We start from the raw sequence: 15,885 nt of genomic DNA, 5'->3' as shown, positions 1-15,885 counted from the left end.
TGACTTGCCAGCGTCACATTCAAGATTAAATAATGAGGGCGTAGCAAATTAAAAACCAGGAAACTAATTTTGTTTTCTAGTTTTCTTTCTTATATTTGCAAACTTATTATGGAAGAGAATACAATTTTTTTAACAAAAGTTTCGCAGCTGTTCATAGAAAACGGTGCAAAAACTTTGACAATGGATGATATTGCGAAAGCTTTCGGAATCTCCAAAAAGACTTTATATGTTAAATATAAAAACAAGGAAGAACTCATTGAAGAGGTGCTTCATTTTAAACTTGAAGAAATTATTGCCCGGTTAAAATATCTGGATCAAACAATTGAAAATGCAATTGAAAGGATGTTTTGCAGGGATGAGGAAATGGATAATGTTGCCGATTCCAACAATACGATCCTTATTAAACAACTGATTAAATACTACCCTGCAATCTTCAATAAACACATGATTGAATTTTCAGATAAATTCGCCGAAGTTCTGGTTCACAATATCGAAAAAGGAAGAGAACAGGGATTATACCGAACTAATTTTGATGCAGAAGTGTACTCTAAATTATTTTTTCAATTGATCATGTCTATGGAAAACCCTCTTTATGTAGATCCAAGTACAATCAATAAAGTTTATTATAAACATGAGATTATGAGTATGTACATGAACGCCATTACCAACGAAAAAGGAAAACAGATCTTAAAAAATTTAAATTATTAATATGAAGAAAATACTTCAGTTCTTCGCTATCACAACATTTTCATCGATGGCTTTTGCGCAACAAAGTTTCTCACTTGATGAGTCTTGGCAATACGCAATTGATCATAATGTAAATGTAAAGAAAGCAAAAATAGACAAGACCATTGCAGGACAGAAAGTGAAAGAAACAATCGGGATTGGTTTGCCACAACTGGACGGTCAGGCAAAATATAATTATTTTCTTAATGTTCCAGTGCAGTTACTTCCTGCAGAACTTGCCGGTGGCGACCCCGGAACTTATATTCCGGTGAAATTTGGTCAGAAACAAAGTATGACCGGCGGCTTAACACTGAGCCAGCTTTTATTCAGTGGGTCTTATATTGTAGGATTACAAGCTTCCAAAGCGTATAAAGAAACAGCTGCTTTGGCAGAAGAGAAAACAGAAATTTCTGTGAAGGAAGGAATTATGATGGCATACGCTGCCGTTTTGGTCACTGATGAAAACATCAAAACTTTAGAAGAAAACCGCAAGGTAGTTGAGAAATCTCTTTACGACACTAAAGAAACCTACAAAGTGGGCTTAATTGAATACCAGAATGTAGAACAGCTGGAATACAGTTATAAAAGCTTGTTAGCTAATCAGCAGAATCTGAACAGAAGTCGTGAAAAAGTACTGATGGCACTTAAATATTTAATGGGATATCCGTTGGAAGATAAATTGACATTGACTTCAACATTAGACCAACTCATTAAAAAAAATGAAACGTTAGTGGATATGACTAATTTCATTAATAATGAAAATCATATCGACATTCGATTGAAAGAAAATGCCCTTACCCTTTCAGAGCTGGAATTTAAACTGGAAAAATCGAAATCTTTGCCGACTCTTTCAGCTGCTGTCGCTTCTAATTATAATGGTTACAGTGATCAGTTTAATTTTTTGAAATCTTCGCAACAATGGTTTAATACATCGGTTGTGGCTGTTCAGTTAGATATTCCAATTTTTAGTGGTTTTCAAAGACATTGGAGAACCCAGCAGGCTAAATTAAATTTAGAAAAAGCCAAACTGGATGTAGAAGATATCAAACGGGATCTGAGTAACAAAGCATTTGCTGCTACGATTGATTACAATAACGCTTACAATTCTTACAAAAATTCTGAAGAATTAATCACACTTTCATCCAGCATTTACAATAAAGAAAGAATCAAATTCAATGAAGGTTTAGGAACAAGTTTCGACCTTCAACAAAGTGAAACACAGTTGTACGATTCACAGGCAAAATATTATCAGGCGGCCATCGAGCTGATTCAAGCGAAAACAAAACTCGACGAAGCTTTAGGAACCCTTTAATTAAAAACTAATACTCTAAAATAATTCAATGAAAAAGATATTAATACCAATTGTTATTTTAACCGGACTTTCTTCCTGCAAGAAAGAGAATAACGCAAAAGACGAAAAACTTGAAATTCTAATCAAGAATAAAGACATCAAAGGAATTGAAGCTTATAAAGAGCGTCAGAAATTCAAAATCGACAGTCTTAATCAGGTCATGCTGAACATCGATGAGAACTTAGTTTCTATGGGAGTTGTTCCGGATGCCAGCGGAGTAGTTTCTACCCAGAAATTAGAAATTTCGAATTTCGTGCACAATGTGGAAATCCAGGGAAATGTAACCACTGACCAGGATGTAAAAGTTCAACCTCAGTTCTCAGGAACATTGTCTTTATTTGTTAAAAAAGGGCAGAATGTAAAAAGTGGACAGGTGATCGGCAGAGTGGCAGATGGTGGTTTACGCGATCAATATCTACAGGCACAAAATGGAGTAACTGCAATGAAAGCGCAAATTGCTGCTGCACAATCCAATACCAATTTATCGAAAATTGCTTATGAAAAACAGGCCGCACTTTGGAAACAGAAAATTGGTTCAGAGTTTCAGTTCCTTCAGGCAAAAGCAAATTATGAAGCTGCACAAAAATCCGTTTCCGCACTTAACAGTCAAGCTGCCGGATTAGAAAGAGCTGCGGATGCTGTAAAAGCAAATTTAGCAAAAACCGCAATTGTCGCACCTTTCAGTGGTGTTATCGATGAGGTGATTACCCAAAATGGACAAATTGTTTCTCCGGGAACAGATATCGTAAAATTAATCTCATTGGGAACGATGCGTGTGGAAGCAGATGTTCCGGAATCATATTTAGCGAAAGTACGACAGGGAACTTCTGCGAAAATATTCTTGCCAACTTTAAACCAAACCATCAGTTCTTCGGTAAGATTGGTTGGGAACTACATCAATCCAACAAACAGAACCTTTAAAATTGAAATCCCGATTTCTAATAATGGTGGTGTTATTAAACCAAATTTATTAGCTCAGGTGAAGATTGAGGATTATGTAAATCCTAATGCCATTCAGGTGGGACAACAGTATATTTACGAAGATGCCTCGAAAAGATCTTATGTTTTTGTCGCATCTAATATTAAAGGAAAAGATGCTGTTGCTAAAAAAGTATTTGTAAACCCTGGCGAAAAATCTGAGAATTCCGTAGAAATTACAACAGGATTAAAAGCGGGAGATATCATTATTACCGATGGTTCTAAAAACCTAAGCGACGGGCAGAAAGTGAAGTTGGCTCAATAAAAAATTTCAGATTAATTCGATTTTAATTAAAAAATATGAACGAAAATAAACACCACCAAAAAGAATCTTTCTTCTCGAGTTGGGCAGTTGATAATAGAACGACGGTTTATGTACTGACTTTCATCATTGTACTTCTGGGGATTTATTCATTCTTTTCGATGCCCAGGGAAAGTTTCCCGGAGGTGGTTCAAAACAATATTTACATTTCCTCTGTGTATCCCGGAAACTCTGCCGAGGATGTCGAAAAAATAATTACAAAGGAACTTGAAGATAAATTCAAGAATATTTCCGGAGTGAGTAAAGTAACATCCAACTCTTTTCAGGATTATGGTTTGATCGTAGTTGAGTTTGATGCGAAAGTAAAAGTCGCAGAAGCGAAGCAGCGCATTAAAGATAAAGTAGATGAAGCAAAAGGAGGCCAGGATTGGCCAAGTTTAGATTCCGGTTCGAAAGTAGAGCCCAGCGTTTTCGATCTCAATATTTCGGAAGAACTTCCAATTCTTAATATCAACTTGAAAGGGAATTATCCGAAATTCACTTTAAAACAATATGCAGAAGATTTAAAAGATGACTTAGAAGATATTTCGGAAGTGAAAGAAGCCGTGATCTTAGGAGTTGATGATAATGAAGTGGAGGTTGCTCTGGATTTATTTAAAATGAATGCAGCGGGCGTAAGTTTCGACCAGGTAATCAGTGCCGTTAAAAATGAAAACATAACAATATCCGGAGGTAATTTAGTTACAGACGGTAATCGGGAAAACGTCCGTATTAAAGGACAGATTTCTTCGCCATCAGATCTGAAGAACTTCGTGGTAAAACCAGGAATAAAGATCCAGGATATCGGCAGCGTAAATTTTCAGGAAAAAGAAAAAACCACTTTCGCGAGAGAATCGGGGAGAGATGTGGTCATGATTAACTTGAAAAAAAGAGCAGGAACCAATATGATTTCCGCGATCGATCAGGCTAAAGAGAAAATCGAAGCAGCCAGGAATAGCTATTTGCCAAAAGATTTGGAGGTAACTTTAACTTCTGACCAGTCTTCGGCCGTAGAACATCAGGTGAACGAACTGGCAAACCATATCTTAATAGGAATCCTTTTAGTAATGGCCGTTTTAAGTTTCTCTATGGGAATGAAAAATGCACTGTTTGTAGGAACCGCAATTCCATTATCAATGTTGATCGCTTTTGCGGTTCTTCAAATGGCAGGAATTACATTGAACACAATGGTTCTTTTTGCAATGGTAATGGGTCTGGGGATGTTGGTAGATGACGGGATTGTGGTCGTAGACAATGTTTACGCCAATATGGAAAAGGGCTTACCAAGGAGACTGGCTTCTAAATATGGTATTGGCGAAATTGCCTTCCCGGTAATTACTTCAACTTTAACTACTGTTTTCGCTTTCCTTCCAATGTTGCTTTGGCCGGGAATCATGGGTGAATTTATGAAGTATTTCCCAATTACGATTTCGGTTACTTTGATGGCTTCGCTTTTTGTGGCATTGATCATTAATGCTTCGATGACGGGTGGTGCAATGACTTTAGAAAATAAAAATATTTCAAAAAATCAGGCAAAAAAATACACCCTTATTTTTGGAACTCTGATGGTTGTTTTTGGAATTTTACGATTAGTGACCGGGGTTACTTATTTCTTCGGAGTGGTAACTTTCTCGGCATTGGCAATTATTGCAATCTGGCTTTACAAAGGGTTCTTCCATGACAGAATTGAACATTTCCAGCATACATTTTTCCCAAGTTTGGCAGAGAAATATCAGGATTTTATCAGCAATTTATTAAATGGTAAAAAACCAAGAAATGCCTTTTTAGGAGTGATTGGAATTTTGATTTTCTCATTTATCCTTTACGGAGCGATGATGGGAATCGGTCGTTCAAAAGTATTGTTCTTCCCAGAAAACATTCCTAAGCAAACCATTGTTTATATGGAATATCCGCAAGGAACAGATATTGGCAAAACCAACATCGCAACCAAACAGGTCGAAGGGAAAATTCTACAGGTTCTTCAAAAATATAAAAATCCGGACGGTTCAAATTTTCTGGTAGAATCAATGGTAACTTCCGTTGGGAAAGGCGCAACCAATCCACAGGTTGATGCCGGTTCACAAGCTGATACTCCGTTTAAATCAAAAATTACGGTAACCTATGTAGAGTTTGCAAAAAGAAAAGGAATCAATACGGCCGACGTCATGGAGGAAATTCGGAAAGCGATTCCGGATATTCCGGGATTTGCGTACACGGTGGAAAAAGATGCGAACGGCCCGCCAGTTGGTTATCCTATTTCAATTGAGTTGAAAGGTGATGACTACGACCAGTTACTTAATGAAGCCAATAAAATGATTACGTTTATCAATGGACAAAACATTTCAGGAATTGAGAAACTTCAGTCTGATATCAACAAAGACAGTCCGGAATTAATCATCGATATTAACCGGGAAACTGCAGGTAATCTGGGAGTAACAACCGCATACACTGGGATTACTTTGCGTAGAGCTTTGTTTGGACAAGATATTTCTACGTATAAAGATGTGAAACATGATTATGATATTGCAGTAAGACTGAAACAGGATCAACGTAGAAATACGAGCATCTTATTCAACCAGCCAATTACATTGCAAGGTCCAAACGGAACGATTCAAGTTCCGATGTCCACTTTTGCTACAATGAAAGAGGATAATACCTTTAATAAAATTAAAAGAAAAGACAACAGCCGTACGATCATGGTTTATTCCGGAGTATTGAAAGGAGCTAACTCGAATGAAATCGTGCAGAAAATCCGGATGTCATTAAAGAACTATAAAACACCAGATGGTGTCACCTATACTTTTGGTGGTGAGCAGGAAGAACAGGGCAAAAACATGAATTTCCTTTTGTTTGCTCTTTTCCTGGCAATGTCACTGGTAACTTCAATTATCGTTTTCCAGTTTAACTCACTATCGAAAACGCTGATCATTATGACGACTATTTTACTGAGTTTCTCTGGAGTATTCTTAGGTTTAGCAATCTTTGGAATGGACTTCGTGATCTTAATGACCATGATGGGAATTATTTCACTCGCAGGAGTTGTAGTGAAAAACGGAATTGTTTTAATGGACTTCTTCGTGCTCAAGCTCGATGAAAAAGTACAGGAAAAAGGAGTTGAAACCCATGATGATCTGGAACTGGAAGAGGTAAAAGAAATCATCGTACAATCTGGAAAAGAACGTTTACGTCCGGTATTATTAACGGCTACCACGGCGATTTTAGGATTGATTCCTTTGGCAATCGGATTAAACTTTGACGTAGCTTCGTTCTTAACAACCTTGAATCCGCATTTCTCTTTAGGTGGAGATAACGTCTCTTTCTGGGGACCACTAGCGTGGACAATTATTTTCGGACTTTCATTTGCGACCTTCTTAACCCTGATTATTGTTCCGGTAATGTTCTACATTATCTCAAAACGAAAAATCAATAACAGAAGAAAGTATTTGAAAAAGCACGAGCATGATGCAGAAGATGAAGCAGCAGAAATCGAAAGATTAAGAAAACTTTATCCAGAAGACAGTCATCTGCAAAATTTAAATCCAGAATAAATACCGGTTTTAAATATAAATCCCTGAAGATTATTTTCTTCAGGGATTTTTTTTACTTTTCATCATTGGTGTGAAAATAAAGTTTCGAGTTTAATCTATTTTTGTTTAAAACAAAGGCAAATTTCTTTTCTCATTCCGCTTTAAGACGCAATTTCTGTTTCGTTGATTCATGCTTAAAAAAAATGGTTTCACGGAATGTCGTGTTGTTGGTGAAAAAATCAGTATCATTTGTCTTTTGATAAAACGCAAAGATTAATAACTGATCTGTAAAATAAAGCCAGCAGATATGAATAAATTAAGCTGAAGCAGCGAAACAGTGTAAGAAAATTACTTTTCGAGTGCTCTCGGTTTCACTTAAAATAAATTTATCGTACAGATCAATTTTTTTTCACTTTGCGACAAACTGAGAAATACAAATTTGCAGTTCCACAGTTTTTCACGGAACACCGATTTTTTTTTACTGAGCCGCCGCAGCATCAATTTTCCTCTGCGACAGCGTCAAAAATCTTCTTATTAATAAAAATGCAGAAATCGTCAATCCAACACCCAAAGCAACCCACATTCCATAGGCGCCCATTTCTCTGGTTACACAAAGGTAATATCCTAATGGGAGTGTGATGATCCAATAGGCAACAAATGTAAGGATACTCGGGATTTTCACGTCCTGCATGCCGCGTAAAACTCCCAGAGACAGAATCTGTAAACCATCTGAAAGCTGAAAAAGTGCTGCTATTATTAATAATTTTGAGGCCAGTACAATGACATCAACATCTTCTTTTTTGGTAAAAAAGGTAGGTAAAATATTTCTTCCCGCAATGAATATAATTCCACACAATACCATGAAAATGAACACTATTTTCAGATTATTTATCCCGACATTTCTTAATTCTTTATAATTCCTTTCTCCAAATCTATTTCCCGCCATAATGGTCGTCGCAATACTGAAACCGATGCAAAGATTAAAAGTAAATGAAGCCATCGATAAGGCTATCTGATGCGCTGCAATATCTTTTGCAGAAATCAGTCCACAAATAAAAGCTGCTGCTGCAAATGCAGTCACTTCAAAGAACATCTGTAAGGCAGTTGGCAATCCCAGTTTGACTAACTTGCGGAACATTTTCTTTTGAAAAAGTTTTGTTTTTAAGGTGAAATCCTTCATATACCTTTTGGTCATAGGATTCTTTTTCATTACGAAAAACAGGAAAACCACCATGAAAACTCTGGCGATAAAAGAGGCGTATGCAGAACCATCTACCCCCAGAGAATCCATACCGACTCCTTTAATAAAAATGTAATTCAGAACAATGTTGATGACATTAGCAATAATGGTTGCTTTGGTAACGCCTATGGTAAAACTCAATCCTTCGGAAACTTCACGCATCGTTTGAAAGGCCATAAACGGCAGAATACTGATAATGGTTATCCGTAAATAACTTTCCGTATCCGGAATGATATTCGCAGGCTGATCAAGATGGTACAACAAAGGCAAAGCAAAGAGCATCAGAATAACTAAAACCAACCCAATAAACATATTCACCACAAAACCATGACGAAAAATACGGTTGATCATGTGGTGATCATTTTGAGACTGCGCTTCTGCAACCAATGGCGGAATGGCCAGTGAAAAACCTAGTGCTAATACAAAAACCGAGAAAAACACACCATTGGCCAGCGATACTGAAGCCAGAGCATCTGCACCAAGAAGTTTTCCAACCATTATATTATCAAAAAGTTGCACAGAAACCTGTCCTACTTGCGTAATCATTACGGGAAGTGCTAACTGAAATAATCTTTTGGTGTGTACGGGATTTAAAATTTGCATAATATATAAAAAAATCTGCGGCAAATTTACTGCAAACTTTCTAGATATATTTTTATTTAAAGGATTTTGTTTGTAATATGAATGAGAGTTAAACTGGATCAGACAAAAATTTTATTCAAATAAACCGCATTTTTTATTCCGGCGGTTCCGTAAGTATTATTAAAAAAGATAAATGAAGTTCCATTAAATTTTCGAACCTCCGCCGCCAAATTACTCAGTTCTGATTCTGAATATTCAGATTTAAACATTTCAGGAATCCCGTGAAGACGGTAATACGCAAAATCGTCATTATTAATCATAAAATCATCCGGAATATCTTTGGGGATAGAAACGCCGGAAAAAACGATCTTATTTTTATTTAAAGTTTCAAAAACTTCGGTATTCCACCAGGATGCGTGTCGGAATTCTACAACATTCAGGTACTTTTTATCAACCGTATCGATTACCTTTTCCAGATGCTCTTTGCTGTATTTAAAAGATGGCGGCAGCTGAAAAAGAAAACCCGCTAATTTCTCCTGTAAACCTGATGAAATATGATTGCAGAATTCTTGGGTGTCAGTTTTCGTTTCGGTCAGTTTTTTAAGGTGCGAAATAAATCTTGGGATTTTGATGAAAAATTTAAAATCATCTCCAGTCTCAGCAAACCATTTTTCCAAGGTTTTCAAAGTAGGTTTTCTGTAAAAAGTAGAATTAATTTCGACTGCTTTCAAATGCTTTGAATAAAAACTTAAATATTCTTTTGAAGGCAATTCTTCCGGATAGAAAAATCCTTTCCAAAGTCTTTCACTAAACCCTGAACACCCGATATATACTTTATTATTCATTTTCAATTAAACCTTTAGTTAATCCTTCCCATTGAATTTTGCTGCCAATTAACATTCCACCAACTGAAACTATTTTATTGCGGATCTTTTCTGAGATCGACTTATCTTTTGAATTAGGAACTTCATTTCTCGCATAGATTTCGGCCGAGATTTCTTTTCCGCTTCTTTTAATAATGAAATTGGAGGTTGCCGATGAATCTAAAAAATGAGTGATTTTATTGCTGCTGCTTGTGGGGTCTGAACTGGGACGAACTCTCAGATAAACAGCTTCATAATCCTCAAAAACTTCCTCTTCATATACTTCAATTTTTACCCAGTCGAGTCCGCCATCATTTCTGTTGGGAAGCAGCGGCACTTTGATGCTGATATAATTACCGACCTGTGGATGACCTAAAATTAGATTACCGTTTTCGTCACGAAGAGAAAATTCTGCCTTTTCCTGTCCTGCAAAAAGTTCCCAGGAATTGATATCCAGAAATCTTTTTTTAACTTTTTTAAAATGGATTCGGGTCGATTCCTTATTATCAAAACTAATCTTTGAAACTGCTTCACTTTCTACGCCGATAATTTGTTCAGGGATTTTATTTTTCATCACAGAAAATTTAGAATTGCTTTTACTCCTTTTTTATTTATCCTAAAAAAAGCATCTAATGTGCCAAAAACTATTAAAAAAAATAAAAAAACCAAAATACAATCGGTATTTTGGTTTTTTTATTAAGAATATCCTTATTTTAATAATAAGAAAGTCAGATTTTATTTTCTCACAAAACTAGCAACATCTTCTGCATTAATCGGGTTTGATCCTAAAATGATCAAACGCTCAACTACATTTCTCAGTTCCCGGATATTTCCTGTCCAACTGAAATTCTCCAAAGCTTTAATTGCTTTATCATCAAAGGTTTTCAAAGCGGTACCATGTTCATCAGAAATAATTTTGGCAAAATGTTTCACCAAAAGTTTGATATCGTCTTTTCTTTCATCCAGAGAGGGAACATAAATTTCGATCACTGAAAGTCGGTGATAAAGATCTTCCCGGAATTTTCCGGCTTTAATTTCCTCCTGCATATTTTTATTGGTGGCCGCCAGAACTCTTACATCTACTTTAATTTCTTTATCGCTGCCGACAGGTGAGACCTTACTTTCCTGTAAGGCACGAAGAACTTTTGCCTGGGCAATGAGTGACATATCGCCAATCTCATCCAGAAAAATAGTACCATTATTGGCTAATTCAAATTTTCCCTGTTTGTCTTTTATTGCTCCTGTAAAACTGCCTTTAACATGCCCAAAAAGCTCTGACTCAATAAGTTCTGATGGGATTGCCGCACAGTTTACTTCAATCATAGGCCCTTTGCTTCGGTCACTTTGTGCATGAATTGCGTGAGCTACCAATTCTTTTCCCGCACCATTGGGTCCTGTAATTAAAACTCTGGCATCTGAGGCCGCTACTTTTTCAATCATATCCTGAATTTTCTTCAACGCAGGAGATTCGCCAATCATCTGATACTTTTTATTAACTTTTTTCTTTAAAGTTGTATTTTCTATTTTTAAATGCTGATTTGTTTTCTGCAGAATTCTTTTGTCCAAAGCGTTTCTAACACTTGTAATCAGCCGGTTGATATCGATAGGTTTTGAAATAAAATCATACGCACCGTCTTTAAGACAATCTACCGCAGTATCGATATCGGCATGCCCTGAGATCATGACGAAAGTCGTATCCGGTTTTATTTGAAGTGCCTGTTTCAAAAGTTCGGTACCTGAAACTTTAGGCATTTTAATGTCAGAAACCACCAAAGCGAAATCTTCCTTCTCTATTTGTTTTAAGCCTTCTAAGCCATCTTCAGCGATAATGAATTCGTAGTCAGGTAATTCATCTGACAGAATGCTGTGTAGAACGCCGGAAATGGATTTTTCATCTTCAACAATTAAGATTTTTTGCATTATAAAAATTTATGGATTGAGTAAAAAGTATTATATGAATTTTGATTTTATCTTAGCAATAATCGTACCTAAGAGAAATTTAAAGATATTCTCTGGATCCGAAAATTGCGGAGCCAATACGGACAGAATTAGCACCGCATTTAATAGCGAGAGGGTAGTCGTCACTCATTCCCATCGATAACGTATCGAGTTTCTGCTGCGACGAAAGTTGGTCGAAAAGATGTTTTAAGAAGGTAAACTCTTTCCTGACCTGGTTTTTATTTTCTGTAAATGTCGCCATTCCCATTAACCCGGAAATAATAATATTCGGAAATTTCCCATTGAGATAATCCAAATACAATTCTTTGGTTTCGTGGACTTCTAAACCGTATTTGGTGTCTTCCTCGGCAATTTTTACCTGGAGGAGCACTTTGATTTTCCGGTGGTTTTTTTCTGCCTGTTTATCAATTTCCACCAAAAGCTTCTCAGAATCAACACTTTGAATCATATCGATAAAGGGTGCAATATATTTGACTTTATTGGTTTGCAAATGGCCGATCAAATGCCACTGTATATCCTGCGGAAGTTGCGGATGTTTTTCGATCAGTTCCTGTACTTTGTTTTCGCCAAAAACCCTTTGTCCTAAATCGTAAACTTCCCGGATCATTTCTTTCGGATGAGTCTTAGACACTGCGACGAGCTGAACGTTATCCGGTAAACCGGTTTTTATTTTTTGGTAACTCTCGGCAATGGGAGAAAATTTTTGCATTCGTTTATTAATTTAAGGTTCAATTCTTCAAAGAAATGAGTTCCGAAATTTAAGGAAATTATCCTTTATTAACAAAAGAGGGGAAGTTTCGGAAAAATAATTTAAAAAAACTACCGGATTGGGTGTTTTCACCCACCAGTTTCAACTAATATACTTTAAATTTGTTACTATTAAAACATATTTAGCAATGAGTGAATTAGAAAAACATTTGATTCCAAAGGAAGAAAGTGATCTGTTGGCAACAGAATACGACAAAACCAATTATGCAGCCATTAATGCAAAACGATCACCTGAAAAACCGGATTCTAAGTATTATACTTATGATTTAGAAATTTTACAGGAGTATATTAATATGATCCGTGAAGGCATGGAAAAAAGGGGCATTAAAAACAAAGGAATCAGAATCACTTTAGGAAAATATCCCGAAGATCAATTTGACCCACGGTTAAATCCACTTTACAAAGGCTATCAAACCATATTCTTTTCCGCAGAAGATATGGATGCCGCTAAAGAAAATTCGGAAAAAGTTTCTAATCCGGAGGATTTACCGGGTTTAAATTTCGGACAACTCTATCCTCCTTATTAAAATGATTGAATGGAACAGAGATGTAGCAAGTGTAATCCAAATTTCACTGGTAGTGATTTTTTTTATACTGTTACTAACGAAAAAAAATAAACTTGGTAAAGGCATTATTTATTTTATGATCGCCGGTGGAATAGTAGCATGCCTGGATACTTTTAATTTTACGATGCATATTTTTACGAACCAATTTAATAGTATCCCTATTTATACCGTAGGAGTTAATTTCGGTGTATTTTTACTGTTCTTTTTATATTTCCGCCGTATCTTAGAGTTAGAAAAATCCAAAAAAATAAACTTGATTATTATAATAATCTTTATCGCAAGTTATATATCATTTGCAGTTTTTTCTGAAAACTTCTTTAATAAATTCCCTTTTAAATTTTATTTTATTGAAGTCATTCTCCTGACGGTTAATATTTTTTTGGTTTTGCGTGAAACCTTTAATTCAGATAAAATTCTTAATATCAAATCTTATTACCCGTTTTGGGCTTGTATCGGGCTGATGTCCATTTACTTAGGAGTAGCTCCTTTACTAATAATAAGCAATACTGCGATACAACTGATGAATATCAATATTTTTTTCATAATTTTATTCATTGTGAATGTTATCGGGTATTCTATTTTGATAATGGGAATCTTTTTTGCAAAAAATATTAATATTAAAAAGTGAATCTTACAGAAACTGATTTTCTGCTTACTATTACCACTTTTATCATTTTAATTGTAATTTTAATGATGGTTTTAGTGTATGGGATTTTCATCAAAAAAAAATCTGAACTTCTTTTATCTCAACAAAGAAAAGAAGCTCTTTTTGAACAGGAATTGGCAATTTCCCAGGTAGAAATTAAAGAACAAACCTTAAATTATATAGGACAGGAACTTCATGATGATTTGGGACAAAAGCTATCCGTGGCAAGACTGATGACCAACAAACTCGCCCGTGCCGACGAAGAAGAAAAAACAAACATTGCTCATGAAATTAATCTTTTGATTGGCGAATGTATTCAGGACATCAGAAACTTGTCTAAAGTATTTATCAGTAAACAAGTAAGGCATTTTGGATTTGTTGAATCATTAGAAAGAGAAATTTCCAGAATCGAACGGCTTGATTTGCTGGAAGTAGAGTACGTGATCAATAATCACGAATTGGAAATTAATTCTGATCATGCTTTAATTCTGTTCCGAATTATACAGGAGTCGATCAACAATGTGATAAAGCATGCCCGGTCAAATAAAGTTTTGATAAAAGTTGACGATCATCCCAATTTCACTGAAATTAATATTAATGATTACGGGGTAGGATTTAATGCAGAACATAGAAATGATGGAAGTGGATTAGAAAATATAAAGAATCGTGCAAAACTAATCGATGCCACTTTTAAGATTAATTCTACAGAAAATCTGGGAACCGAAATTACCATCACCTACAAGAAACCCACACCATGGAAAGAATAAAAATAGCAATCGTAGATGACCACAAATTAGTTTCCAAGGCCATTGAAAACATGATTTCATTTAATCCAAAATTTGAAGTGGTAATGAATTGCTTTAATGGCGAAGATTTTCTGAAACAGCTCGACCACCGGAAAACACTTCCTGAAGTAGTCTTAATGGACATCAATATGCCCCGGAAAAACGGTATCGAAACAACCCTGGAACTTACTAAAAATTATCCCGACCTAAAGGTGATTGCTTTAACGATGGAAGATAATGAAAGCACTATTATAAGCATGTTGAAAGCAGGAGCAAAAGGGTATTTGCTCAAAGATATGTCGCCTGATATTCTTTTTGATGCTATAAACATCGTTCATGAAAAAGGAATTTTCTATACCGATATCGTAACCCAAAGTCTTCTGAAAATAAAAACCGAAGAAAAGATAAATCAAGAAATAAACAGTTCGTTAAAGGACCGCGAGGTAGAATTTATTAAATTGGCCTGCTCTGAACTCACCTATAAGGAAATTGCAGAGCAAATGTGTGTGAGCCCACGAACTGTAGACGGATACAGAGACTCAATCTTCGCAAAACTGAACGTAAAAACCAGAGTAGGAATTGTGCTTTTTGCCATCAAACATCATATGTGTTAAAATAGGGTGATTTCACCCTTTTATTTACTATAACTAAAGTTTACTTTTGTACGACCAAAACACAAATGGTAAAAAAAACATTAAGCCGATTATTATTTAATCGGTTTTTTGTTGTTTTGAATTGAAGTCTTCAACATTCAAATCGTTTTCCAATGAATTATATTATATTATGATTTATGGTTTCTGTTTTTTTAACCATTCAATGAAATAAATTTTACACACTACTTTCCGATAAATTCCAAATTTCCTGAACACAGCTGATTTCTTTTTTGATTTGATTTATTTTTTTAAATTTTTAAAATAATGAATCAGCAAAATGCTGCTATTTTTAATGAGAATAAAATCTTCTTTAAATTTGTAAAAGAAAAATCAAAGTCAATGTCAAAATTAGAAGAACAGTTCCATTTTAGGAAAGCAGTTTCAGATGATAAAGAAACAATCTGGAAAATCCTGCAACAAGCCATTGAAAGGCGGAAAAATGACGGAAGCACCCAATGGCAAGACGGCTATCCTAATCCGGAAACAATAGAAAATGATATTCAAAAGAATTACGGATTTGTCTTAACCTCGGATCATGACATTCTGGGATATGCAGCAGTGATTTCCGACACCGAACCTGCTTACGAAAGTATCGAAGGAAAATGGCTGTCTGATGGAAAATACATCGTAGTTCACCGTGTCGCAGTTTCCACGGAATCTGCAGGAAGAGGAATTGCCACCCACATTTTTAAAGAAATTGAAAAATTTGCCCTTTCACAGAATATTTTGAGTATTAAAGTAGATACTAACTTCGATAATTATCCGATGCTGAAAATTTTAGAGAAACTGGGTTACCAATATTGTGGTGAAGTTTATTTTCGGAACGCTGCCCGAAAAGCATTTGAAAAATTGCTGGATTTGCAGCCATAAATTATCTAAGATTCTTTAAAATCAGTCGCCGAATAAGTGTTAAATCACTAAATTTGTATTCAATCAAAAA

14 protein-coding genes are annotated in these 15,885 nt (G+C 35.5%); 9 read left to right on the top strand and 5 right to left on the bottom strand.

The features are described from left to right. The first annotated feature begins 108 nt into the window (after nt 1–108). From QF004_RS01585 to QF004_RS01570, 4 genes are read left to right on the top strand one after another with little or no spacing between them, the layout of a single operon-like run. Nucleotides 109–708 carry a TetR/AcrR family transcriptional regulator gene (locus QF004_RS01585; RefSeq protein ID WP_307422077.1) on the top strand — a complete coding sequence of 200 codons (600 nt, stop codon included), beginning with the start codon at nt 109–111 and terminating at the stop codon, nt 706–708. A 1-nt stretch (nt 709) separates the two neighbouring features. Then, nucleotides 710–2,038, top strand: a complete 1,329-nt coding sequence (locus QF004_RS01580; RefSeq protein ID WP_133440596.1) for a TolC family protein — start codon at nt 710–712, stop codon at nt 2,036–2,038. 28 nt (nt 2,039–2,066) lie between these two features. After that, nucleotides 2,067–3,320, top strand: coding sequence for an efflux RND transporter periplasmic adaptor subunit (locus QF004_RS01575; RefSeq protein WP_133440595.1), 1,254 nt, complete (start codon nt 2,067–2,069; stop codon nt 3,318–3,320). 35 nt (nt 3,321–3,355) lie between these two features. Further along, nucleotides 3,356–6,904 carry an efflux RND transporter permease subunit gene (locus QF004_RS01570; protein WP_307422074.1) on the top strand — a complete coding sequence of 1,183 codons (3,549 nt, stop codon included), beginning with the start codon at nt 3,356–3,358 and terminating at the stop codon, nt 6,902–6,904. Between the two features lie 457 nt (nt 6,905–7,361). On the opposite strand, the gene QF004_RS01565 is transcribed toward QF004_RS01570, so the two are convergent. From QF004_RS01565 to QF004_RS01545, 5 genes are all read right to left on the bottom strand, one after another. Next, nucleotides 7,362–8,726, bottom strand: coding sequence for an MATE family efflux transporter (locus QF004_RS01565; RefSeq protein WP_307422072.1), 1,365 nt, complete (start codon nt 8,724–8,726; stop codon nt 7,362–7,364). 98 nt (nt 8,727–8,824) lie between these two features. Next, on the bottom strand, nt 8,825–9,550 hold the full coding sequence (locus QF004_RS01560; protein ID WP_307422070.1) for a DUF72 domain-containing protein: 726 nt from the start codon (nt 9,548–9,550) through the stop codon (nt 8,825–8,827). Further along, entirely contained in the window at nt 9,543–10,142 is a 600-nt protein-coding gene (locus QF004_RS01555; protein ID WP_307422069.1) for a hypothetical protein, read from the bottom strand. The genes QF004_RS01560 and QF004_RS01555 overlap by 8 nt, the downstream gene beginning before the upstream one ends. Before the next feature lie 161 nt (nt 10,143–10,303). After that, entirely contained in the window at nt 10,304–11,488 is a 1,185-nt protein-coding gene (locus QF004_RS01550) for a sigma-54 dependent transcriptional regulator (RefSeq protein WP_133440590.1), read from the bottom strand. 79 nt (nt 11,489–11,567) lie between these two features. After that, a complete protein-coding gene (locus QF004_RS01545; protein ID WP_307422066.1) occupies nt 11,568–12,236 on the bottom strand; it encodes a YggS family pyridoxal phosphate-dependent enzyme in 669 nt (222 codons plus the stop codon). Nucleotides 12,237–12,423: 187 nt separating this feature from the next. Here QF004_RS01545 and QF004_RS01540 point away from each other — a divergent pair, with 187 nt between their 5' ends. From QF004_RS01540 to QF004_RS01520, 5 genes are all read left to right on the top strand, one after another. Then, entirely contained in the window at nt 12,424–12,822 is a 399-nt protein-coding gene (locus tag QF004_RS01540) for a hypothetical protein (protein WP_133440588.1), read from the top strand. A 1-nt stretch (nt 12,823) separates the two neighbouring features. Next, nucleotides 12,824–13,489 carry a hypothetical protein gene (locus QF004_RS01535; protein WP_307422064.1) on the top strand — a complete coding sequence of 222 codons (666 nt, stop codon included), beginning with the start codon at nt 12,824–12,826 and terminating at the stop codon, nt 13,487–13,489. Continuing rightward, nucleotides 13,486–14,274, top strand: a complete 789-nt coding sequence (locus QF004_RS01530; RefSeq protein WP_133440586.1) for a sensor histidine kinase — start codon at nt 13,486–13,488, stop codon at nt 14,272–14,274. Before QF004_RS01535 ends, QF004_RS01530 begins: the two co-directional genes overlap by 4 nt. Then, complete coding sequence (locus tag QF004_RS01525) at nt 14,262–14,906, top strand: response regulator transcription factor (RefSeq protein WP_133440585.1); 645 nt, start codon at nt 14,262–14,264, stop codon at nt 14,904–14,906. The genes QF004_RS01530 and QF004_RS01525 overlap by 13 nt, the downstream gene beginning before the upstream one ends. 378 nt (nt 14,907–15,284) lie before the next feature. Next, nucleotides 15,285–15,815, top strand: a complete 531-nt coding sequence (locus tag QF004_RS01520) for a GNAT family N-acetyltransferase (protein ID WP_307422059.1) — start codon at nt 15,285–15,287, stop codon at nt 15,813–15,815. Nucleotides 15,816–15,885 lie beyond the last annotated feature (70 nt).

The sequence above is a fragment of the Chryseobacterium sp. MDT2-18 genome, assembly GCF_030815285.1.
GTDB lineage: Bacteria > Bacteroidota > Bacteroidia > Flavobacteriales > Weeksellaceae > Kaistella > Kaistella salivictor.
The sequence above is the reverse complement of the archived record's forward strand: the minus strand, read 5'-3'. Positions and strand labels throughout refer to the sequence as shown.